General features: G+C 34.7%; 19 protein-coding genes and 1 pseudogene. 15 read left to right on the top strand and 5 right to left on the bottom strand.

What is annotated here, in order from left to right:
• Positions 1–16: 16 nt before the first annotated feature.
• Together CLOLE_RS15245 and CLOLE_RS24105 are read left to right on the top strand one after the other, a co-directional pair.
• Entirely contained in the window at positions 17–1387 is a 1371-nt protein-coding gene (locus tag CLOLE_RS15245; protein ID WP_013658022.1) for an acetyl-CoA carboxylase biotin carboxylase subunit, read from the top strand.
• A pseudogene (locus CLOLE_RS24105) lies at positions 1377–3175 on the top strand (acetyl-CoA carboxylase carboxyltransferase subunit alpha). The gene CLOLE_RS15245 and the pseudogene CLOLE_RS24105 overlap by 11 nt, the downstream one beginning before the upstream one ends.
• A gap of 362 nt (positions 3176–3537) precedes the next feature.
• On the opposite strand, the gene CLOLE_RS15230 reads toward CLOLE_RS24105, so the two are convergent.
• Positions 3538–5622 carry a methyl-accepting chemotaxis protein gene (locus CLOLE_RS15230; RefSeq protein ID WP_013658019.1) on the bottom strand — a complete coding sequence of 695 codons (2085 nt, stop codon included), beginning with the start codon at positions 5620–5622 and terminating at the stop codon, positions 3538–3540.
• A 192-nt stretch (positions 5623–5814) separates the two neighbouring features.
• Here CLOLE_RS15230 and fliB point away from each other — a divergent pair, with 192 nt between their 5' ends.
• The gene (gene fliB, locus CLOLE_RS15225) at positions 5815–6996 is read left to right on the top strand and encodes a flagellin lysine-N-methylase (RefSeq protein ID WP_013658018.1); all 1182 of its coding nucleotides are present in this window, start codon (positions 5815–5817) and stop codon (positions 6994–6996) included.
• A gap of 248 nt (positions 6997–7244) precedes the next feature.
• Entirely contained in the window at positions 7245–7487 is a 243-nt protein-coding gene (locus tag CLOLE_RS15220; RefSeq protein ID WP_013658017.1) for a phage tail protein, read from the top strand.
• 63 nt (positions 7488–7550) lie between these two features.
• On the opposite strand, the gene CLOLE_RS15215 is transcribed toward CLOLE_RS15220, so the two are convergent.
• On the bottom strand, positions 7551–8087 hold the full coding sequence (locus CLOLE_RS15215) for a cupin domain-containing protein (RefSeq protein WP_013658016.1): 537 nt from the start codon (positions 8085–8087) through the stop codon (positions 7551–7553).
• Between the two features lie 201 nt (positions 8088–8288).
• Here CLOLE_RS15215 and CLOLE_RS15210 point away from each other — a divergent pair, with 201 nt between their 5' ends.
• Positions 8289–9749 carry a leucyl aminopeptidase gene (locus CLOLE_RS15210; protein WP_013658015.1) on the top strand — a complete coding sequence of 487 codons (1461 nt, stop codon included), beginning with the start codon at positions 8289–8291 and terminating at the stop codon, positions 9747–9749.
• Between the two features lie 292 nt (positions 9750–10041).
• Entirely contained in the window at positions 10042–11376 is a 1335-nt protein-coding gene (locus tag CLOLE_RS15205) for a CoA-disulfide reductase (RefSeq protein WP_013658014.1), read from the top strand.
• A 47-nt stretch (positions 11377–11423) separates the two neighbouring features.
• Here CLOLE_RS15205 and CLOLE_RS15200 read toward each other — a convergent pair whose 3' ends face one another.
• Positions 11424–11963 (bottom strand): hypothetical protein, encoded by a 540-nt coding sequence (locus CLOLE_RS15200; protein WP_013658013.1) that lies wholly within the window; start codon positions 11961–11963, stop codon positions 11424–11426.
• A 216-nt stretch (positions 11964–12179) separates the two neighbouring features.
• Here CLOLE_RS15200 and CLOLE_RS15195 point away from each other — a divergent pair, with 216 nt between their 5' ends.
• Positions 12180–13106 (top strand): helix-turn-helix transcriptional regulator, encoded by a 927-nt coding sequence (locus CLOLE_RS15195; RefSeq protein ID WP_013658012.1) that lies wholly within the window; start codon positions 12180–12182, stop codon positions 13104–13106.
• Positions 13107–13117: 11 nt separating this feature from the next.
• Here the strand turns inward: CLOLE_RS15195 and splB are convergent, their stop codons facing one another.
• Complete coding sequence (splB, locus tag CLOLE_RS15190) at positions 13118–14140, bottom strand: spore photoproduct lyase (RefSeq protein WP_013658011.1); 1023 nt, start codon at positions 14138–14140, stop codon at positions 13118–13120.
• Positions 14141–14551: 411 nt separating this feature from the next.
• On the opposite strand from splB, the gene CLOLE_RS15185 reads away from it, so the two are divergent.
• Complete coding sequence (locus tag CLOLE_RS15185; protein ID WP_157864073.1) at positions 14552–15769, top strand: DUF5050 domain-containing protein; 1218 nt, start codon at positions 14552–14554, stop codon at positions 15767–15769.
• Between the two features lie 61 nt (positions 15770–15830).
• On the opposite strand, the gene CLOLE_RS15180 is transcribed toward CLOLE_RS15185, so the two are convergent.
• Positions 15831–17741, bottom strand: coding sequence for an ABC-F family ATP-binding cassette domain-containing protein (locus CLOLE_RS15180; RefSeq protein WP_013658009.1), 1911 nt, complete (start codon positions 17739–17741; stop codon positions 15831–15833).
• A 143-nt stretch (positions 17742–17884) separates the two neighbouring features.
• Here CLOLE_RS15180 and CLOLE_RS15175 point away from each other — a divergent pair, with 143 nt between their 5' ends.
• The 7 genes from CLOLE_RS15175 (at position 17885) to CLOLE_RS15150 (ending at position 24220) form a co-directional block, all read left to right on the top strand.
• Complete coding sequence (locus CLOLE_RS15175) at positions 17885–18568, top strand: redox-sensing transcriptional repressor Rex (protein WP_013658008.1); 684 nt, start codon at positions 17885–17887, stop codon at positions 18566–18568.
• A 636-nt stretch (positions 18569–19204) separates the two neighbouring features.
• Complete coding sequence (locus CLOLE_RS23640; RefSeq protein WP_162145084.1) at positions 19205–19468, top strand: recombinase family protein; 264 nt, start codon at positions 19205–19207, stop codon at positions 19466–19468.
• 26 nt (positions 19469–19494) lie between these two features.
• The gene (locus tag CLOLE_RS23635) at positions 19495–19821 is read left to right on the top strand and encodes a recombinase family protein (protein ID WP_157864148.1); all 327 of its coding nucleotides are present in this window, start codon (positions 19495–19497) and stop codon (positions 19819–19821) included.
• Between the two features lie 241 nt (positions 19822–20062).
• A complete protein-coding gene (locus CLOLE_RS15165) occupies positions 20063–21661 on the top strand; it encodes a TIGR04141 family sporadically distributed protein (RefSeq protein WP_013658007.1) in 1599 nt (532 codons plus the stop codon).
• A 36-nt stretch (positions 21662–21697) separates the two neighbouring features.
• A complete protein-coding gene (tmk, locus tag CLOLE_RS15160; protein WP_013658006.1) occupies positions 21698–22309 on the top strand; it encodes a dTMP kinase in 612 nt (203 codons plus the stop codon).
• 1 nt (position 22310) lies between these two features.
• Positions 22311–23636 carry a B12-binding domain-containing radical SAM protein gene (locus CLOLE_RS15155; RefSeq protein ID WP_013658005.1) on the top strand — a complete coding sequence of 442 codons (1326 nt, stop codon included), beginning with the start codon at positions 22311–22313 and terminating at the stop codon, positions 23634–23636.
• A 2-nt stretch (positions 23637–23638) separates the two neighbouring features.
• The gene (locus CLOLE_RS15150) at positions 23639–24220 is read left to right on the top strand and encodes a uracil-DNA glycosylase family protein (RefSeq protein ID WP_013658004.1); all 582 of its coding nucleotides are present in this window, start codon (positions 23639–23641) and stop codon (positions 24218–24220) included.
• Positions 24221–24509 lie beyond the last annotated feature (289 nt).

Here is a 24509-nt window from a genome sequence, read left to right as displayed (position 1 = left end):
TAGGAGGTGAAGGAGGATGATAGAAAAAGTACTTGTTGCTAATAGAGGAGAAATTGCTGTTCGTATTATTAGGGCGTGTAAAGAAATGGGTATTGCAACTGTAGCGGTGTACTCAACAGCTGATGAAGAAGCACTCCATGTACAACTAGCAGATGAAGCAGTATGTATAGGAAGTCCTCTTCCTAAGAATAGTTACCTTAATATAGAAAACATTATTAGTGCAGCCGTTTTAACAGGTTGTGATGCACTTCATCCGGGCTTTGGATTTTTATCAGAGAATGCTAAGTTTGCAGAAATCTGTGAGAAGTGTGGGATTACCTTTATTGGACCTACAGGTGAGATGATTCGCCTCATGGGAGATAAAGCCAAAGCAAGAGAAATGATGATTGCTGCAGGTGTACCAGTTGTCCCAGGTTCAGAAGGTAAAATTGACGACTTAGAAGAAGCTATGTGCCTTGCAGATCGTATTGGTTATCCTGTCATTTTAAAAGCAGCTGCTGGTGGTGGTGGCCGTGGCATGCGTATTGTGTGGAAGAAGGAAGAGTTTGAAAAAGCTTTTTTATCTGCTAGTAGTGAAGCAGAAAATGCTTTTGGTGATGGCAGTATGTACCTTGAAAAGTATATTCAAAATCCACGTCATATCGAATTTCAGATTTTAAGTGATGCTTATGGTAATGTAGTGCATTTAGGAGAAAGAGACTGTTCACTCCAACGTCGTCATCAAAAAGTCATGGAGGAAGCACCTTCACCTTTCTTAAATAATGATATGAGAAAGCGTATGGGTGAAATTGCTGTTACTGCTGCTAAGGCTGTTAACTACCAAAATGCAGGAACGATAGAGTTTATAGTAGATGCCAGTGGTGAGTTTTACTTTATTGAAATGAATACCCGTATTCAAGTAGAACACCCTATTACAGAAATAGTGACAGGCATAGATTTAATCAAGGCCCAAATTAAGATAGCAGCTAAAGAGCCCCTTGCTGTCAAGCAAAAAGACATTCATATTAAAGGGCATGCTATTGAGTGCCGTATTAATGCAGAAAATCCATTACTCAACTTTAAGCCTTGTGCTGGAACTATAGAAGAACTTTATCTTCCAGGCGGTAGAGGTGTTCGCATTGAATCTGCACTTTATGAAAGCTATAAGGTACCACCAACCTATGATTCAATGCTTGCCAAAGTCATTACATTTGGTGATACCAGAGAAGAAGCAATTGCTATTATGAAAAGAGCTTTAGGAGAAATAGTGATTGAAGGCATAGAAACCAATGTGTTCTTCCAATATCAACTTTTAAATGAAGCAGCTTTCGTAGAAGGTAAATTTGATACCTCATTTATCGAACGCAACCTAGAAACAATTTTAGGAGGAGTGGTAGATGAAGCTTAATGGTTTTATAAAAAAGAAAACAAAGTATGCTATGGCAATAGGCGAGAAAGCTAAAAAGTCAAGTGTACCAGAAGGTATGTATATTCAGTGTCCTAAATGTAAAAAAAGCATTTACCGTGCTGATTTAAAAAGCCACCTAGGCGTTTGTCCACAGTGTGGTTACTATTATCCCCTATCAGCAAGGGCAAGAATCAGCTTGGTTGTGGATAAAGGAAGCTTTAATGAGTTTGATACTAACATGACTAGTAGTAATCCCTTAGATTTTCCAGGCTATGAAGAAAAGCTAACAGCTTATCAAGAAAAAACAGGTCAAAATGAAGCCGTTATTACAGGTGAAGCAGAAATAGAGGGTCAAAAAACGATTATTGCAATTATGGATTCAAGTTTTATGATGGGAAGTATGGGTTCGGTGGTAGGTGAGAAAATTACTAGAGCCATTGAGTATGCTACCCAAAATCATTTACCTATTATTATTTTTACAGCATCAGGTGGCGCTAGAATGCAAGAAGGTATTTTTTCGCTTATGCAAATGGCTAAAACAAGTGCAGCACTAGCAAAACATGATGACAATGGACTTTTATATATTAGTATTTTAACTGACCCAACTACTGGCGGTGTAACAGCCAGCTTTGCCACCTTAGGTGACATTATTTTAGCAGAGCCAGGAGCACTTATTGGCTTTGCAGGACCTCGAGTAATTGAACAAACCATTAATCAAAAGCTTCCTGAAGGCTTTCAGCGTAGTGAATTTCTTTTAGAACATGGTCAAATTGATAGCATTGTAGAACGAACAGAATTAAAAGCAACTTTAGGAAAACTCCTAAGATTGCATAGCAAGGAGGGGTGAAAGTGGAAGATATAGTGATTCGCTTAGAAGCTATTGAGGGTGCTATCACACACCTGAAGACTTTAGAGCAAACCCCAGATATAATTGACGAAATGGCAAGGCTTGAAAAGCTGGCTACTAAACTTCGCAAAAAGCTTCCAGCAGAAGAAAAAGCATGGGATAAAGTAGTATCAGCTAGGAAATTAGATAGACCTAGAGGTAACTTTTATATAGAAATGATCACTACAGATTTTATAGAGTGTCATGGTGATCGAAGCTTTAGAGATGATCCTGCTATTATAGGTGGGATTGGAAAAATTGGTGAGCACACTGTGACCTTGATTGTTCAAGGCAAAGGCAATACCTCTAAAGAAAATATGGCAAGAAACTTTGGAATGCCTCATCCAGAAGGCTATAGAAAAGCACTTAGGCTCATGAAACAAGCTGAGAAGTTTAATCGGCCAGTTGTTTGTTTAATTGATACACCAGGTGCCTACTGTGGACTTGGAGCTGAGGAAAGAGGCCAAGGTGAAGCTATTGCCAGAAATCTTATGGAAATGGCTAGATTAAAGGTACCTGTTATTGCAGGTATTATAGGCGAAGGCGGAAGTGGTGGGGCACTGGCTTTAGCTGTAGCTGATAAAGTCTTTATGCAAGAAAATACGATTTATTCGATTTTATCACCAGAAGGCTTTGCAAGTATTCTTTGGAAAGATGCTTCGAGAGCCAAAGAAGCCGCAGAAAAAATGAAGATTACAGCACCAGAGCTTTTAAATTATGGCATTATTGATGACATCATTTTAGAGCCAGTGGGAGGTGCCAATCTAGATCCCGTAGCGGCTGCAGATGCACTTAAGCAGTATTTAATGACGCAGCTCACAGAACTTAAAAAGCAAGGTGAAGAAGAGAGGCTAAGTAGCCGATATGAGAGGTTTAGGAGATTTGGAGTTATTACGCAGTAATGGTCAAAAGAGTATTGTACAGGATTAAAGTACAATGCTCTTTTTCTATTTGGAATAGTAATACAGAGAGTAATAAGCGTTTGAGAAGGAAATGAGATGGGGCGGCTATCCTTCAGTGTTCCGCTCCGTATTTTCGCAGGCACTAAGTTCATTTTTTTGATGAACGCCCACAAGCTCGGCTAACGACTCAAACACGTGGTCTAAAATCCATCAAAAAAATTCACAAGTTAGCTACTCAAAATGAAAATGCGCTATAAAACTAAAGATTATCTTAGTTTTATAGCGCGTTTATTGTTTATGTAATAGGAAACTATCTTGCTATTACATAGGCTTGCAAGGGGAGAATCCCCAGCTAGAAATAGTTACTTAAGGGTAAAAGATTTAACAATCTTTTCAAGCTCAGTAATACAATCCTTATTGGTATTAGCAAGTTGCTGTGTTTGGGTAGTTGCTTTTACCATATCACCAGTTTTTTCTGCAATATTCATAACACCAGAACTTGATTCTGCAATGGTGCCATTAATACCTTGAATGGCATCATTAATTTGTGCTGTAGTCTGGGCTAAGGCGTTAATCGCATTATAGATATGAGACATATTATCTTGAAAGTTATGAGCATCATCTGCATACTGTTTACCTACATCCATAAAGTTATCATAATCTGTTAATACGACGTTCTCTAAGAAATGACTAGTATCTACTAAGCAGGCAGACATATGAGATACAGCGTTATGAACTTCTTGGATAATGGCATTAATATCTTTAACAGTTTGTGTGCTTTGTGTAGCTAAAGTTGCAATCTCAGAAGCTACGATAGCAAAACCTTTACCAGCATCACCAGCGCGAGCAGCCTCAATGGAAGCATTAAGGGCAAGTAAACTTGTTTGAGAAGCAATATTATTAATAACGTTAGTAAGTGCATTGATTTTGTCTACTGCTTTTGCATTTTCCATTGCTAGGTTTGTTTTATCTTTAACTGTCATGTAAACATTTTGTGTTTGCTCTCGTGCTAAGGCTGTTTTATCATAAAGTGTATTGGCACGCTCCATTACTTGAGTTGCTAATACATTTCCATTAGCAGAAAGTGTACTAATTTGAGCTGTACTTGTATTAATGTAGGCGATGCTTTCACTGATATGATCTGTAGTAGCAGAGGTTTCCTCCATACCAGCAGCTAACTGTTGGGTAGTAGCAGAGTTATCCATACACATGGCATTCATATTTTCTGTAACTGAGCAAAGAGAAGACACATTATGGTTAATCGTTTCACTCACTTGATCAATATTACCAACAATTGTTCTAAGTGATTGACGCATGGTATGTACAGCACGTGCCATTGTTCCTGTTTCATCTTTCAAGGCATAAAGCTGCTTAGTATTGGTGGTATGTCTAAAGTTAAATTGTGAAGTCTTTTCAATAATATCAGTAAGCATAGTAATAGGTTTAATAAGCCTTCTGCTAAAAATAATACTGAGCAAGAGAGCTAATAATAGGGCAATTGCTGCAGCACTTATAATTTTTAGGCCAAGAGAAAGAGAATTTGAATAAATTTCCTTTACAGGTGCAGTTAAAGCTAATTTCATGCCATTTCCTAGAATAGAATAGCATAGATCTTTAGTTTGATTATTATAGTTATATTGTATAGAGGTATTTTGACATGATGTATCATTTAAGATGGCATTTAGGTTGCCAAAGCGTTCATCATTTAGACTTGTACCCATAGGCAGATTTTTGTGCGAGAGAATGGTGTTTTCTGCATTAGTTAGAAAAGCATAACCTGTATCATAAAGTTGAAGATCATTAATGATATTCTGGAATGTATTAAAGTCAATATCCATACCTACCACACCAATAGAAACACCATCTTTAAAAATAGGTACTACATAAGAAACCATATAAACATTAATATTAGCGTTCATATAAGGATCTAACCAAGTAGCAGCTTTATTTTGAACAGGCGTATAGTACCAGCCAACATGGGCAGTATCAGTAGGTTCGTAGGTGCTAAAGTCAGTTGGTGTTACCTTCTCAAATTGGCTATTAACATCAGAACGAACTAGAAACAAACCCGAAGTAGGTTCAGTAAATTCTGGGTTATAACGTAGGTAAACAGAAAGTGCACCTTGGGTGTTATTGGCGAAATCTAAAATAGTTCTTTCCATAGAGTCGGTATACTCTTTGACATAAGTCGAATTTTGCTGAAAAGCTTTTGTATCTGAAATATTATTAACTGTAGTAAGTGCAAGCGTATCAACAGATTGCTCAATGCGTGAGATGATGCTATTGAGTTGTGTACTTTTAAGCTGACTAGTAAGTTGCATAGACTTCCTAGCCTCTGTATTAGTAATATCAGTAGTAGTACTAATACTAAGCCCCCCAATAATAATGGCTGTAAACAATGTGATGAGCAAGGTCATTGACATAATTTTGTGTTTTAATGAATTCACTACTATTTCCCCCTATATAATTATGAAATAAGTACATATTATTTTGAATAATTAAATAATTATAACATAATGATATTCATTTCACGATGTAGTATGTTGCTATATTTTTATTGAAATTTATAGAACCAAGTAATAAACTAATCAATAGGTATAAAGACAGATGAATGAGTAAAGAGATGGGATGGCGTATATATGAGTCAGATTATTAAACTAAGCTATTATGATGCATTTCGCTGTATAGGAGGAGAGTGTCCTTTTACTTGCTGCCAGGAGTGGGCAATAACAGTAGATGAAGATACCTTGGAAAAATGGCGAGAGATTAGTTTGGAAGAAATAGGGATTAAAGTGGAAAAAATTGCTATAGGGAAAAAACGAGTAATGTTATGTGACTGCATTGAACATGAAGAATCAGAGCAAGTCATTGAGCTAAATAGAGATAAGACTTGTCCTTTTTTAAATAAAGATAAACTTTGTGCTGTGGTAGTAAATTTGGGTGATGCTTATTTATCAAAAACCTGCACAACCTATCCAAGGCATATACATAAGGTAGGTAAAAGGGAAGAATATTCATTAGATTTTGGATGTCCAGCTGTAATTGATTTGCTTTATAAAGAAGAAAAAGGAATCCATTTTAAAGAAGGTGAAAAAGAAAGACAAGAAACTTCAGTCTTAGAAGAGATACGCCAAATGCTACTTGAACGTGTTCAAGATGAAGCCTATTCCTTAACTGAGGGGATTTTAATGGCATATTGCTGTTTGTTAGAACTTCTAGAGGAAGAAAAACTGACAGTAGAAATAGTACAAGCTTATAAAGAGAGAGATTATTTAGAGGCATTAGTAAGTGAAATGCGTACGATGCAAGTAGAGGCCATAGATTCTTTTTGGGAAAGAAATGAACAGTTTTTAGATCGCATTCAGCTTTATCGTAAGGATGAAACGTATACTAAGGATATAGAAGCCTATAGTGTTTTGGCTGAAAGGCTGGAGGAGTATTATTCAGACACATGGCTCTTGGAGAAAAATGAAGCCTTTGAAACGCAGTATCAAGGGTTTGAAAAGCTTTTAAGAAACTATTTAGCAGCAGAAATTTGGGCAAATGTTTTAAGAGACCATATGACGTTAGACGATATGGTTATGGTGTATCAGTGGGTGATACTAGAATACTGTGGGATTAAGCAATTAACTTTCCTTAAGTGGGTCTCAGAAGAACAAAGGATGGTAGATTACAGCATGGTAAGAGATGCTATTATGATGATTGCTAGAATGATAGCTTATGATCAAGATGAGATTGAAAAATGTTTAGCGTATAGCTTTGAAGAACCGATTTTAGATTGGGGAACTTTAGCCCTTATTGTTGGTAGTGGAAAGATGTAAGGGCTGAAGCAGGGTAGAAATATAATGAATAGCTAGTGAAAATAAATAGGAGATTATATGAGAGGTAAAGAACGTGCTAAGAAGTCAGTTTTTCAGGCGTATATATACATCTATAAGGTACGGATGCAGAAAAAGATATAAAAGTAAAAAGAAAATATTATAAAGATAATGAATTTAATGTATAATTTATGTGTGTATATGGATAGGTTTACTATTAATAAAATAATCAGGAATAGAGGGGAAATGTTATGGATCCAATTTTAAGTCAAATTCAATTATTTCCATTTACCTTTGCCATGGAAGGATGGATGAAGTGCGAAGGTCAGACGCTTAATATTATGCAATATCAAGCTTTATTTTCTTTAATAGGTATTACCTATGGGGGAGATGGTAGGACTACATTTAAAGTGCCTGATTTAAGAGGGGCAGAACCACTACCGGGAATGGCTTATTATATTGCAATAACAGGGCTCTATCCCGTAAGAGCATAAAAATGAGAAGAGGGCATTCCTACGTATTTTCCAATAGGAGTGCTCTCTTTATTTGTTTAGAAATTATTTATTAGGATTCTCAGCAGCTTCCGCATCAGCTTTAGTTTGATGAACAGTACCAAAAGGATGATGAGGAGGTGCATAGATAGAGTAAAGCTTAAGCGGTGTTGAACCAATGTTAAGGAGGTTATGCCAAGTACCAGCAGGTACAACAAAAGCATCACTAGCTGATACAGTTTGCTGAAAATTAAGTTGATTAGGCTGGTCCCCCATCATGACTAACCCTGTTCCATCTTCAATACGTAGAAATTGATCCACATCATTATGGATTTCAAGACCAATAGATTCTCCAGGAGGAATGCTCATTAAAGTAAGCTGCAGAGAGTCTCCGGTCCATAGAACTGTACGAAAAGTATCATTGGCTTTTGTAACCTTTTCAATGTTAACCACGAAAGGATAGGGTCCATAATCTTTGATGACTTGAGTTGAGTTAGGCATATTACGACTTTTTTTATGGCCATTTAAATAAGGTATTTGATAATCTTGTGAAGAAGTGTTTTTTTGAATAGTATGTTGATACGTTGGATTAAAATGAGGCATTTTGATAATCCTTTCAAAAATTTTACATTAACAGTATATGTAAAAAAAGATAATAAGTGAAGAAAAGACAAAGGTTTTAATAGAAAATCATTGACTTACTTTATAGTTGAGTTAGATTGTGGTATAATATTTAAGAAGTAATCTATAGGATTATGATTAAATTGATTTATATAAATAGAATAAAAGATAAGGAGAAATGAAATGGTAAACATTAAAGATGTGACATTAGATGAGGTGCAAGCACTTATTGTACCTATAAGTGAGAATGATATTCAAGAGAAAACTCTAGAAGCACTTAAAAGCAGTAAAGCTTTTTCAGGTAAAGAAGGAGATGTATTTGTTCTTCCAATCGTTAAAGAAACTGTTAAGTATATGATTTATGTAGGAATTGGGAATAAAGAAGCATTAACAGCAGAGGGACTTCGTGAGGCTATAGCAGAAGGTGTAAAAAAAGCAAAGGCTGCAAAAGTAACAGAGGTAGGCATTAAGCTAGTAGTAACAGACAACATTTGTGTAGGTGGTAATGTCAAAGCCATTACAGAAGCAGCACTTCTTGCAAGCTATAGCTTTGATGAGTACAAAACTAAGACAGAAGAAGAAGCACCAATGAAATTCTATTTAGTAGGTGTACCAGCTGCTAAAGTAGAACGTGCTAATGAAGTTTTAGCAGCTAGCTTAAAAGTTGCAGAAGGTGTAATCATTGCGAGAGACTTAGTGAATGAGCCTTCTAATGTACTTTATCCTGAAACTTTAGCAGAGAAAGCAGTAGAAGTTGGTAAAGCTGCAGGGTGTGAAGTGGAAGTTTTTGATGAAAAGCAAATCGAAGCACTTGGTATGAAAGCCTTTTTAGCAGTAGGTGCTAGTTCAGAGCGTAAGCCAAAACTGATTGTCATGAGATACATGGGTGATGCTGATAGCAAAGAAGTTTTAGGGCTTGTAGGAAAAGGTTTAACTTATGATACAGGTGGTTATTCATTAAAACCAACTGATTCTATGAAGACTATGCAAAGTGACATGGGCGGTGCAGCCGCTGTTATTGGGGCTATGAGCGCCATTGCAGGTAATAAAGTAAAAACGAATGTGATTGCTGTTGTAGCAGCTTGTGAAAATGTAATCTCAGGAGGAAGCTATAAACCAGGAGATATTATTGGTTCTATGGCAGGTAAAACCATTGAAATCCTTAACACAGATGCAGAAGGCCGTTTAACTTTAGCAGATGCAGTGACTTACGCTATTGAAAAAGAAAAGGTAACACGTATCATTGACTTAGCGACTTTAACAGGTGCAGCCTTAGTGGCTTTAGGAACAAGTACAACAGCTGTTGTAACTAATAACCAAGACTTTTACGAAGAACTTCAAGCAGCAGCTAAAAAATCTGGAGAGCAATTCTGGCAATTACCAGCGCATAAAGAATATGCGAAAATGAATAAAAGTACAGTAGCAGATCTTAAAAATACGGGTGGCAGATTTGCAGGAACGATTACAGCAGGATTATTTGTAGGTGAGTTTGTACAAGACTTACCATGGTTACATTTAGATATTGCAGGAACAGCTTGGGCAGATAGTGCAGAAGGCTATATCACAAAAGGTGGTACTGGTGCACCTGTAAGAACCTTGTATCGTTTAGTAGAAGAGCCTTGTGGTTGTCATCATAATCATTAATAATGAATAATTGATGATTAAGCATAAAGAATGAATGATGCAGAATGAAGGCGTTAGCTTAGAATAGAAGAAAGAGTAGAGGGCTGTTATAAAAAGATAACAGTCCTTTACTTATGGTAGGCTTGGGAAAAGGCATAAAAGTAGCTTGAGAATAATTACCAAAAAATTGATATTAATAGGTTTAACTTGAAAAAATAGGTAAAATCTATAATAATGGACAAGAGAGACTTGAAGTATAAGCAGCATTAATGCCGCATATGCTATAAGCAATGAAAATGAATAGGAGTATTCTATGAGAATAATTATAATTGGAGGCATTGCAGCTGGTATGAGTGCAGCAGCAAAGCTTAGAAGACTAGACAAAGAAGCAGAGGTAGTGGTCTATGAAAAGTCACCACATGTTTCATTTGGCGCTTGTGGATTGCCTTATTATGTAGGAGGATTCTTCGATAATGAAGCACAAATGTTAGCAAGAACACCACAGCAGCTCATAGCGTCTGGAATTGAACTTTATATAGAACATGAGGTGCTTCAGGTGATACCTGAGACAAAAACCTTACAAATAAAAGATTTAAAAGCAGGAACTATTAAAGAAGATCATTATGACACTTTAATGATTGCCACAGGAGCTAGCAGTATTATGCCACCTATTGAAAACTTAAATCTTAAAAATGTCCATACCCTTCGTTCTATGGCAGATGGTAAAGCATTACGTGAAGCCCTAAGAAAACCAGAAGTAAAACGTGTGGGCATTATTGGAGCAGGGTTTATAGGTCTTGAAGCTGTAGAAGCTGCTAAAGCATTAGGAAAAGAAGTCGCTGTTTTTCAGTTAGAAGATCGTATTTTAAAAGAAGTATTTGATCAAGAGGTAACTGAGCTTTTAGAAGCAGAGCTTAAGGCTCATGATGTAGCACTTTATTTAAACAGTAAAGTAACAGCTCTTCGAGGAGAAGGCTATGCCACCCACATTGTTACAGAAAATGAAGAGATCCCTGTAGACTTAGTGCTTTTAGCAACAGGCGTAAGACCTAATACAGCATTCTTAGACAATACAGATATCGAGCGCTTACGTAATGGTGCCATTGTGGTAGACCAAGAAGGAAAGACCTCACTACCAGGGGTATATGCAGCAGGTGATTGTGCTACTGTGCCTCACTTATTAAAAGGAGAACCAGCTTATATCCCACTCGCAACAAGCGCTAATAAACTGGGGCGTATTGTGGGCGAAAATTTAGCTGGTAATCATGAAGTTTTTGAAGGAACCTTAGGTTCTAGCTGTATCAAGCTGATGAATATGGAAGCAGGGCGCACCGGATTAAGTGAAGCCGAAGCTGAAAGCATGGGACTCGATTATAAAACTGTTTTTATTACTGATAAAAATCAAACAGATTATTATCCAGGCCAAGAGGATTTATCTATTAAACTCATTTATGATGCCAATACTAAGATATTATTAGGTGGGCAAGTAGTGGGAAGGAAAGATGCAGTGCAGCGTACCAATGTATTAGCTGTGGCTATTTATGCAAGGCTTACCACCAAGCAATTAGGGATGCTAGACTTATGCTATGCGCCACCATTTGCACGTACTTGGGATGCCATTAACATTGCAGGTAATGTAGCTAAATAAAAAGTAAAAAGGGAATTGTTCGTTTTAAACTGAACAATTCCCTTTTGTTACATATGCCACCAATTGCCTATATTACTTAGATGCCAGCCAGAGTCAGACTGAGTGAGCACCATCTGACTACAACCAATATGTAGCGTTGTAGAGCGCCATTTACTAGGATAAAGAATGATTTCATTTCCACTTACGACTTCTTCTTCAATTTGTAAAAAGAGGCCTTCTGTAAAAATGAGATCTTTAATATAACCCTCTTGTTGCAGTTTTTCAAAAGGAGCATCAAGGACGGTTAAGTTATATTTTTCTAAAGCGGTTAATAAAGCTGCTTTTCCCTTTTCATCTAAGCTAGTTAGCATAGAAGTATCAATGCCTAGATAACGTGCATTATCGTTAAACTCAGGATTTTGCGCCATAACCTCATCAATAGCAGCTACTAGTGCTTCTTCTAAAGTTGTCCCCTGCGTAAGTGTGCTAGAAGGGGTAGAGGTGGGCTTAGGTGTATCTTTTCCAAGGCTTGGCATACAGTAAAGCCAAAGTCCTCCTACGATAAGGACTGCGATAAGGGAAAAAATAAGAAAAGGTTTTTTACTCATAGGTCCTCCATTATGTAATGACTTTTAGTAAGCAACATGACCTTTAATAAGCCTGGATGCAAGCATTTACTTTTCTTTTATTGTAGCATAGGTTTTTGAAAATAACAGATAGAAAGCAAATTCATAGCAAGAAAAGTAGGGTAAAACAAAAATTTGAAAAAACGGACAAGTTAGCATAAGATAAATCTATGAAGACATATGGAAGAGGGAGAGCCTATGCAAGTCGAACGGTTATTTGAGATTGTTTTTATTTTACTTCATAAAGAAAAAGTAACAGCTAAATGGTTAGCGGAAAAATTTGAAGTATCTACTAGGACGATTTATAGAGATTTAGATACTTTAAGTAGCGCTGGCATTCCTATTTATACGAATAAGGGAAATGGTGGTGGTATTAGTATATTAGAAGGGTTTAAACTGGAGAAGACTTTTTTATCTGAAGCAGAACAAAATGACATTTTATTTGGTCTTCAATGCTTAGGGGCAACAGGTTATAAAGAAAGGAGCCAGGCGCTTAATAAACTAGGACAGCTTTTTAGACGCGAAGATTATCATTGGATCCAAGTAGACTTTACGCCTTGGGGAGACCAAGGCAACGTAGAAAATAACTTTAATGTACTGAGATATAGTATTATTCATAGACAAGTCGTTGCTTTTGACTATTACAGCGGGGTAGGCGAAAAAACAAGAAGGTGTATCTGGCCTTATCGTTTAGTTTTTAAAGGAAAAGCCTGGTATGTAGAAGGGTATTGTTTACTTAGAAAAGCCATTAGACTTTTTAAACTAACGCGTATTAGGCAAATAGAACAGGGAGAAGAAAGTTTTCTATTGGAAGTGCTAGAGGAAAAAATGAGAGAGGTGAAGCCGCAGCCAGAAATAGGAGAACAAGGCGATTGTATTGCCATTACCTTATGGGTAAGTAAGGCTCTTGCCTATCGTATTTACGATGAATTTGAAGTAGAGCAGGTAAAGCTTCTAGCAGATGGGAATTTTGAGGTGAATATAGATTATATAGAGTACCCAGAAGAGGATTGGTTTTATAACTATCTCCTTTCTTTTGGAAAGGAGATAGAAGTCAAATCGCCAGAAAGTGTAAGAGTGAGGCTAAAGGAAAAGATAGAAGCTATGCTTAGGCACTATTGTTAATAGTGCAGCTATTAAATAATATATTTTAAATCTTTATAGGGAAAAAGTGCATCTAATTCTTTCGTAAAGAAAGTTTTCATAGCTGCAAGCTGATCTTTAGGATAAATATATTTACCATAACCAAACTGACCATATTTGAATTGTCTTTCATCTTCTACCATGGGTAAGGTGTTTTCCGGGAAGATTTCATTAATACGATTCTTAGCTCTTAGGGTATAGCGATGAGAAATAACCTCGAAAATAATAGGGTAAAGAGGTTTTACAGGAAAAGCTTCCTTGATTTCTAGAAGAAGCTGATGATATTCTTCTTCCCAATTCGGATAAAGAAAAACAGGAGCAAGGATAAAACCAACAGGATACCCTTTAGCTGCTAAATCACTACAAGCTTTAATCCTAAGCTTAGCAGAAGCCGTATGATGCTCATAGGCATTGATGATTGTTGGTGTATTTAAACTAAACCGAATTTCTGTATGACCATGATGAGGAAGATCTAGTAAGCCTTTAATATCATTATATTTACTAACAAAACGGAAACGTGCATGCTCCTCCTGACCAAAGAAGGTAATACATTTGGCCAGTGAATGGGTATAAGGTTCAACAGGGAGAGGGTCTGAGGTAGCAGCACCTTCAAAAAGCGTTATTTCTGGTAGACGTTCATGGATATAATGCGCTGCTTGTTTAAGAATATCATCTATATTCACATGGACCCGAACAAAAGGTTTATCACCAAGTTGCGTATTCAGATAGCAGTATTCACATTGTCCCATGCAACCACTTACAAGTGGAAGTTGATAGTGAGCAGAAGGCTTACAGCTTTGGAACTTAAGACTTTTTTTCACACCAACCACTAAGGTTTGTTTGCCATGCTGATATTGCTTATGAAGCTCATCACCAGGAATTTGACGTTTCACTTGATTAGTGGCTACTTGAAAAAGTTCAATGCCGCTTTGTTCATTAAAATAGTTATAAAGCTCAGTGCCTAAGGGATAATCAAGGGCACCTTTCTCGAATATAACACGTTTGGGAATAAACATAATAGTTCCTTTCTAAAAGTATGAAATACTAATATTTTTGGTCAAATCTCTTTAAATATGTATGTATTTCAAAATGATTATGTACATAAAAGCACTCAATGGATGATACATACTATTCATTCAGTCAAAAAAAGAATGCTGTTTAATGTGCTAGCAGCAATCTTTTTTTTCTTTATCGGAAACACATACAGTGCTATTTTAGTTGCTTTTCAATGCCTAGAAGTAGGAGTTCATAAGATAGAAGTCAAGTCCCAGAAAGTGTGAGCATTAAGCTTAAAGAAAACATACAAGCCATACTTCAGTTCTACAATGAAGCATGAGCATTGCAAAAATAGAGGTAGATGAGTAAAATAAAAATCAGATACAAACATATAGAAAAATCAGAAAAGTGTTTTGGAAGGGGGATTTTAGGTGAAGATAAGAAAAGTGGGGTTTCTATGGCTAATAAGTATGCTGATAATAAGCAGTTTCATAGGTTGTCAAAGTAAGGAGGAGCATTTGCAGGTTGATACGCCATCTTCTCATAAGTCTGAAGCTGTGGCGCCAGAGGAAGAAGAGGTGAAATGGGAGGACTGGTTGTATTTTCGAGAAGATACTAAAAACACCTTAGTGCGCATGGCATTAGGGAGACAAAAAGAAGAAAGGGTAGCAGATCATATCAGTCAGTGGCTTTTAGAGGAAGATCAAATACTTTATACGACTCAGGAAGACTGGGAGAGCTTAGACACAAGTACAGAGCCTCTTACCATAATAAATGAACTACTGATTGCAAATCTAGATGGAAGTGAAGCTAAACTACTGGCAGGTAAGGAAAGTACCCTTGATGTAGCTATACCATATGAAGGAAGGCAAAGCTATTTGAGATACGGACCTTTAGGGGTAGTAGACAGTTGGGTTTATTTTAATGTTTCCATAGGACTTTCTGGTACAGATGCTAGTCAAAGCATCATTTTTCGAATGCATTCTAATGGAGAAGATTTAGAAGAGGTTTGTAAACTAAAAAGCAATGACATGGTCTATTCCTTTGGTGTAATAGGCGAGACTATGTATTTTACCAGTGGTTATATGCAAGACAATTATGACCTTACCTTATATCAAGTAGACTTAGAAACAAAAATAAGTCAAGTCCTAACTGAGCGAGGGGTAGTATTAGGTAAGTATGAAGAGGCATTATATTATGAAGAAACCACTGGTGATAATGGCGTTAATAATTATCAAATTAATAAGATAGTAAGTGGTCAATCAGAAAATTATATAGAGAAAGTGACTAGCATTGATCATACTAGTGACGCGCTCTATTTTAATTTACAGGAACATAACATTTATATAGGCCATAAAATCTTTAATGAGGGGTATGGTGAATTTGTTAAATATAATGAGGTGTATGATTTAAAGAAAAAAGAAACAAGAGTAAGTTTGCCTGATGAACAAGGCTTTCCAGGAGGAGGGTCAAGTACAAAGGTCATTAGTACAAAGGGTACAGCAACGTATTACTTACAGTACCTCAATGAATGGAATTGGCTTAGTGATTTAAAAGTAGTGGATACATCTACTAATACAGAGACTGTCCTTAAAAAAGAGATTATAGAACCTAAGCTGATACGCTTGCAGATGCAAAATAATCAGTAAAAAGAATAGCAAATAAAAAACTGGTCTCAAAGCTTTTAGCTGGAACCAGTTTTTTGTTTTTTTATAGTGTCTCGCTTAAGGCTTCCCATTCTTCATAATACTTGGTAATGGTAGCATTTAAGTTTTCTTTTTCTGCCAGTAGTAGGCTGCTTTTATCATAGTTACTGTAGACTTCCTCTAGGCAAAGCTGGGCGTCAATATCAGCTATTTTTTCTTCAGCTTCGCTAATAGCTGTTTCTAGCTTGGCCATTTGGTTTTGAATACGGCGTACTCTGGTTTGCTCTTCTTTTTGCTTTTGCCAATCTTCTTTATTAGTGGTAGCAGCAGTAGCTTCTTCTACAACAACGTTGGTTTGCTGAGGAGCTGAAGCAGTAAGCTCCTTTTTCTTTTCTATATAATAATCATAGTCTCCTAAATATTCCATGGTGCCGTCTTTAGACATATCAATGATTTTACTTGCTGTTTGATTGATAAAATAACGGTCATGGGAAACATAAAGGACAGTGCCTTCATAGTTTAATATGGCACTTTCTAGAATTTCCTTTGAAAGAATATCTAAGTGGTTAGTCGGCTCATCTAAGATGAGAAAATTGGCTTTAGAAAGCATGATTTTGGCTAATGCGACACGGCCTTTTTCACCACCGCTTAAGCTACTAATGGGTTTAAAAACATCATCATTCGTAAAGAGAAAAGCAGCCAGTACATTACGGATTTCTCCATTTTTAAGTTCTGGGAAAGTACCTTGGATTTCTTCCATAATGGTGTTAGAAGTATCTAAGGTAGCATGTTCTTGATCGTAATAGCCTACAATAACATTGCTTCCTAATTTTAGGGTACCCGTTGTAGGAGTCATTTGATCTAAAATCATACGGAAAACAGTGGTTTTACCAACGCCATTAGGACCTACGAGAGCTACTTTATCCCCTTTTTTGATTTCCATATTCATATGACTAAAAATCGGGCTGGTATCAAAGGTTTTACTTAATTCACTAATGCTTAAGACATCATTGCCACTTACAACTCTTGGGGTGAGCACCAGCTGCATAGGTTTGTTATCAATCATTGGCATATCCATGACTTCTACTTTTTCTAAAGCTTTTTCACGGCTACGAGCGCGTTTAATAGATTTTTCCCTGTTAAATTGTTTTAGCTTAGCAATAACCGCTTGTTGGTGGGCAATTTCCTTTTGCTGTTTTTCAAAGTGTTTCATAGCCACTTCATATTCTTTTTCACTTTTGATGATGTAGTCGCTGTAGTTACCGTTGTAAACAAAGCTACGTCCAAATTCTAAGTGAACGACTTTAGTGACGATTTTATCTAAGAAGTAACGGTCATGGGAAATAATAAGGACAGCACCTTTATAGCTACGTAAAAAGCCTTCTAGCCATTCGATAGCTTCAATGTCTAAATGGTTGGTAGGCTCGTCTAAGAGTAATAAACTAGGCTCTTGAAGTAGGAGCTTACCTAGAGCAACACGATTTTTTTGCCCCCCTGATAAAATAGACACTGGTTTATCATAAATGCTTTCATCAAAGCCTAAGCCTTTAAGAACGCCTTTGACTAAACTTTTGTATTCATAACCCTTACTATTTTCAAATACCATACGTTCAGCATCATATTTATGAATGAGTTCTAAAGAACCAGTCTTAGCGATTTCAGCTTCCATGGCATGAAGTTTTTCTTCTAAGGCAATGACTTCATCAAATACATGTAGGAGTTCCTCATAGACGGTAGCTGTAGAATCTAACTCCATATGTTGTTTTAAGTAACCTATGGTGCAGTCTTTAGTAGAAGTAATGGTACCTTCATCTGGTTCTAATTCCTTAGTTAGAATTTTAAAAAGGGTTGTTTTACCTACACCATTATTTCCTATTAAAGCTACTTTCTCATGGTCTTCGATATGAAAACTAATATTTTTTAAGATTTCTCGGTCAATAAATGTTTTCTTGATATTGCTACATGAAATAATCATAATATCCTCCTTGTAACGCCTTTTATTATTTTAGCAAATAAAAGCGCAAATTGAAAGAAAAGGGGCCAATAATCTACATTGACAAAAAAAAACTTAAATGCTATACTAGGGTTATGAGTTTGCGTATATGAGGAGATGAGAAGGTGACGGAAGAAAGAAAGATTTCTATGAATGTAATACGGAGATTGCCACGTTATTACAGATATCTGGGAGAATTATTACAAAAAGGAGTAACCAAAATCTCCTCCAGAGAATTAAGTGAGAAGATGAATGTGACCGCATCACAAATTCGTCAAGACCTTAACAATTTTGGAGGCTTTGGGCAACAGGGTTACGGATACAATGTGGAGTACTTGCATACAGAGATAGGAAAGATATTAGGACTTCACCAAAACTATAAAATGATTATTGTAGGCGTAGGTAACTTAGGACAAGCTATTGCTAATTCAACATCATTTAGTAAAAGAGGCTTTAAGTTAATCGGTTTATTTGACGTTAATCCAAGACTAATTGGTATGAGCATACACGGGGTAGAAGTACAAGATATTGACAAAATGGAGCAGTTCGTAAAGGAAAATGAAGTAGAAATTGCTATTTTAACAATGCCAAAAACAAGAGTAAAAGAGACAGCTGAGAGTTTAGCAAAATGGGGGATAAAAGGCTTATGGAACTTCTCACCTGTGGATTTATTCGTACCAGATACAGTACAAGTTGAGAATGTACACCTTTCTCATTCATTAATGACTTTGGCTTATAAGATTAATGAGGCTGAGGTTGAAAGAGAGAAGAAAGATAAGAGTGAGAGTATAGGGCAAATTGAAGAATAAAAGTGAGGCTTAATGGATTTCCTTGGGAATGATGTTGAGTGGGGTGCAGTATAAAAGAGTGAATAAAGAAATGCCTGTGAGGCTTTTGTTGGGAAAACAGAAGGCTTATGGGCATTTTTTTGCGTTTATAGAGATAAAGCTTTAGGCAATAGGGGAGTAAGGGTAAAAAGCAAGAGCAAAGATAAAGGCAAAAACAAAAGCAAGGACAAAGGCAAGCACAAGAGCAAAAATCAGGGAAAAACAAAGACAAAGTGAATGTCTCCTTTTGTAAGCGAGTTGTAGTCATAAGCTACTGGGAAGAAATGAGAGGGATGGCTGCCCTCCGGGGTTCCGCTCCGCATTTTCGCAGGCACTAAGCTCATTTTTTTGATGAACGGTCGAAACTCGCTAGCGCTCAAACAGTCTCCCTAAAACCCATCAAAAAAATTCGCTAAGTGCCTGCTGAAAATACTCGCAAGTCACCCCTTGAGGACAGCCATCCCTCTCATTTCTAGCAGCTTTCTGGCGTAAAGATGCTTTTTATAAAAAGATTGTGATTTACTTCAAGTTATTATTCGTAGGTTGTAAGGATGAATTTGTAATAAAACAGATGTTTTCATTAACATATTTTAGAACCCAAAAAGTACTAGAAATTAGGTGAAAATACAGCAAAAATGTCAAATAAATAACAACCTTTTTGCTTACATAACGGGAAATACTATCAAAGAAAAGGGTGAAATAATTATGGATAAATATGAATATGCAAGATGTTCAATAAATGAAAATAAACAGGATATTAATAGACAGAAACGAGGAGTAAAGACATTGGGTGGTGTGGTTGAAATGAACATTTATTGGGAGTATGAGAGTGGCACAAAAGTGGATTGCATTGAGTTAAATAAGTTATTAGAGAGTAGCTGAGGGGATAAGATAGTGGTCACAGAGGTATCGCGCATTACAAAAGTACTAAGCAGTTATATGAAATTATCAAGATTGTCAAGAAGAAGTATCTGAAGTTAGTTATTGGTGGATTTATAGTTGATTATATTAAAGATAAACTTGATGCAATGACAGAAGGTATGCTAAAAATGATGGGAGTATTTGCTGAAATGAAAAGAAATATGATAAGTGATCGTGTAAAGAGTGGAATGACAAATGTAGTTGCTAAGAGGAAGAATATAGGAAGATCTGTTCTACTTTTAAAAAATCACCCAGTAGTTTTATTAGGTATTACCCCCAATAACAAAAATAACAACTTAATAAATGTGAGTTGAGTAGGTTGTGTGGAGTAAGTAGGCAATCAATATATAAGTATATAAGTATATAAGTATATAAGTATATAAGTATATAAGTATATAAGTATATAAGTATATAAGTATATAAGTATATACTAAGAAAAATTTAACCAGTAATTAAGTTATGTTTTATATAAAAACAATATAAATTCATATTATGTTTGGAATATTTTAAAAATTATAATATAATATGCTTAAAATAATGTTTTTGGGAGGAAATATGAAATTATCATATTATTTATTTAAGAAAGATGTAGAAGATTTTGATGAGATAATATTAAAAAACAAAGTAAACTCAGATAACAACTATCAAGAGTTACTAGTGATTACAACAGATTTAGATTTTGATGCTAAAGTTTATATGCAAACCAATAAATCAAAAGCACCTAAATGGTTAAAGTTTTTAGAGAAGGATGTAGATATAAGGGATAAAGAAGAAGTAAGAAATACAGTAAATTCATTTATTATTTTAATTAAGATTATAAAAGATGAGAAAAAATACTTTTTTGGTATTACTGCAGGCTTTGGATTTATTGGAATTAATAAGGAAAAATTAGAAAATGATTTTGGATTGAAGGTTACTCTAAATAGTATTTCACCATATGAATTAAAAGCCTTAGATGTTAGAAATATTGATCTAAAGACGAAACAGAAACGCGTACACATTAATAAAGGAAGTGAGTTAGGAGAGTTTGAGTTGGACCTACATCAAGACATACTAAATTTAGTATCAGGAAAGTGTGAAGATACTGAAGTAGGAACAAATATTAGAGGAACAACTTCTTTAAATTTGAATAGTAAAGTAAAATTTAAGGAATTAGGAGCAAAGTGTAGGCAATTAATAGAGTTATATTTAAGTGATAAGTATAAAGCAAATTTTGATTTTATTGATAACATGAAAGTAGTAAAAAATAAAGAGTTAAGTGAGGAATTAAATAAGCTACTCTGGAATCATATACAAGAAAATAAACAAGAGAAGATTAGTTTAACTTATCCAGATATGATAGAGTACGATAAATGTGCTAGATACAAGATTGTATATAGCTATAACAAATTTGTAGAAACAGATGAAATAGATATTACCGACTTATACAGACTAATGGCAGAGCAAAAAATTGATACAATAGAGAAATTCAAAAAGATATGTGTTATAGGTTTAGATGATTCGGATAGTCCTAAAACATCAAAAGCACCTATAAAAGAGTTTATAGTTTTTGAGGTATCCAAAGAAACTAAAACATATATTTTTACAATGAATAATTGGTATGTTATTGATACTAACTACTATGAAAAGGTTAAGACAAAGCTTGAATATATTGAAGAAGTAGAAATTGAAGAGTTAACTACTATTAAAAAGGGAGAGACTGAGGGGCAGTACAATGAAAGGCAAGATAAAAAACACTTTATATATTTAGATAAGAAGAATTTTCAAATTCCTAATTCAAGGAGCAAAGTCGAGATATGTGATTTGTTATCAAAACACTTACAATTTATATGCATAAAAAGAGAAACTGCTTCTGCTACATTGAGTCATCTATTTTCACAAGGCTCAGTATCGATGGACTTATTAAAAAATGAATCAACTTATAGAGAAAGAGTTATACAATATTTAGAAGAGCAATATGGAAAAATAGAATTTAATAAGGATTCATTCCCGTATAATGAAGTAAAAGTAGTATATGCTATTACATCAAATAAGAAAGGAAGTTTGAAGGATATTATTCCTTTCTTTAGTAAGGTTAACTTATTGCAGCATATAAAAAGAATTAATGAGTTAGGAATGCAAGTTCAATTATGTAAAATCAGGATAGAAGAGTAATATGATAATAAGAATGTAAAAAAGTAGGTGATAGCTATGGCAGGATTTTTTGCATTTGATGGACCTAATGGAGTGGGGAAATCAACACTTATAAATGAAGTTAGTAATATGTTGCAAGAGAGGGGAATAGAGGTACTCAATACATCGGAACCTAGTACATTAGAGATTGGTAAGTTTACAAGGAGGATAAGTGAGTATGTAAGAAAAGAAACATTAGCATGTCTAGTAGCAGCGGATCGATATGAACATATAAATAAAGTTATTCAACCTGCGTTAGATGAAAAAAGGATTGTTTTATGTGATAGATATATAGCATCTTCTTTGGTATTACAAGGTATAGATGGAGTAGATGAACAATTTATTCTAAATTTGTGCAACAATATGATCTTGCCAGACATTTATTTTATTTTGATAGCTAGTCCATATACAATTAGAAAAAGGTTAAAAGAAAGAGAAAATCTTACTCGATTTGAGCGCGAGAGTAAGATTGAGTATTTAGAAGTAGAATATTTCAAAAATGCTGTTACGATACTTGAAAATATGGGAATAGAAGTTTATGAAATAAATACAGACAACTCACCAGAGAATTGTATACAGCAAGTCTTAGAAGCTATTTTAGTAAAAATTAAGCAAGTGGAGATGTCATAAGATGTTAGATGTATTATTATTGAATTCTCCATTAGAATTTCAAAAAAGCAAAAATAAGGAGCAGTATTTACCTCCTATAGGATTAGGATATATAATGACATATTTATTGAAAGATAATATTAATGCGAAATTAAACGACTGTATATATCTTAATCAAAACTTTGATGAGATTTGTCACCTTATAAGGAGTAAGAAACCAAGATATCTTGGAATTAATGTGTTTTCAACAAATATACATATTGTCAAAGAAATAGTTAAAAAGATACCTAAAGATATTAAAGTCATTATTGGTGGACAATTAGTAAAATGTATTTATAAAGAAATAGCTTCATGGAATGTAGAGCATAAGATAATTGCAGTATGTGGAGAAGGAGAATTGATTATACCAGATATTATAAAAGAAAGTGTTAAAGAAAAACCTATTATGATTAATGATAATTGTACAGTATATAGGGTAGACAATACATCAATCTATTTTCCAGAAGATATATCTCAAATCGTGCTGGATAGAAATCTCTTTAAAAATAGAATACTTAAGAATAGATTTAACTTACAAGAAGCATGTATGGTATCTTCTAGAGGTTGCATATATAATTGTGCTTTCTGTGGAGGAGCAAAAAGTTTAAATGAAGATATTTGCACTAGAATTAGAAGTAAGGACAGTATAATAGATGAGATTAATGAAATAAAGAAGGTTAATCCAGAGGTACAAAGTATTAGGATGTTGGATGATTTATTTTTAAGAAGTAGAAGGAGTATAAAAGAAGCAATTGAAATATTTCAAATAGTACAATTAAAGTGGCGAGCAATGGCGCATATTTATTCATTTAGAAACAATCAAGATTTATTACAGGAACTATCTAGATGTGGATGTTTAGAGGTGTTTGTAGGGATAGAAACAGGCTCGAATAGAATGAGAAAAAAAATTAACAAATTGGGAACTGCTGAAGAAGTTTATGAGTGTATTAAAGCTATATTAAATGCTAATATTAATGTTAAAGGTTATTTTATGTATGGATTACCTGAAGAAAATCTAGAGGATATGCAAGAAACCTATAGGTTAGCTAGAGAATTAAAGGAAGCTTCAGAAAATACAAAAGCAATGTTTAGAAATAGTACATTCCAATTTAGACCTTATCATGGTACATTATTATATGAACAACTTAAAGAGAAAAACATTAAGTTAGAAGGAATTCAGTCTAATAATAGTTTAAATAGTATTAAGGGAAGAACACAATTTAATTATAGCGCGGGTAATTTTAGTGAATGCCCAGATAATGTACTAAATGACTTTATAATTAATACATTAAAAATGAATGAGGATTGAGAATGTTAAAGCAAATAAAACAATGTCAGAAGTGTAATTTATATCAGAATCAACCACCTTTAATTGAAGAATGTGAAGCATGTGATGTAATGTGGGTAGGCTTATCAGCTAAGAAGATAACAGATAACAAAGGTATGCCTCTTGCACCTAGTACTAATACAGGAAAAATAATAGCAGAAATTGAAGAGACTATTGGTTTAGATAAATCATATAAGACAAATTTAGTGAAGTGTGCACCTTTAGATGACAATAGTAAGCTTCGATATCCTAAAAAAGAAGAAGTTGGTGTATGTATAGAAAACTTAATTGTTGAAATAAAGTATCTCCAACCTAAGGTAATTTTTTTATTAGGTACTCAAGTTAAAGAAGCTATTGAACAGTACTATGAGATTAACTTTCCTAAGAGTGTAGAATATGATTTTATTTCTCTGAGTATTGATAATATAAAGTTTGTACCAATTCAGCATCCATCATATATTCATATATATAAGCAAAAAGAAAAGTATAAATATATTCAGAATATAAAGCGTATTATTGTACAGAATACTTTAATACAAGATGTAAAAAAGGCTGTTGATGAATAAATATAGTTTAAATTGATTATTATATGTTAATTAGTTTTTAGAAGGTGACTGTTTTTAAAGTATATTTATAATAAAAGAGTTAAAATGTTATAGTATAATTAAGGATTTATATTTAAAATACAATTTATTCCCTATAAATCAATATGTTATGTGGTATATTGATTCATACGTATAGCTCTCGGGCTTGAGTAATGTATTCACAATAAGTGTAACTGCAAATTTTACTGCAGATAAATTTAAATAAGCACACATGATTCAAAGCAAAAAATGAAAAAGAAGAAAATAAATA

Origin of the sequence: Cellulosilyticum lentocellum DSM 5427, from assembly GCF_000178835.2 — a bacterium.
Lineage (GTDB): Bacteria > Bacillota > Clostridia > Lachnospirales > Cellulosilyticaceae > Cellulosilyticum > Cellulosilyticum lentocellum.
Note: the sequence above shows the minus strand (reverse complement) of the source record. Positions and strands in the feature narration are given on the sequence as shown.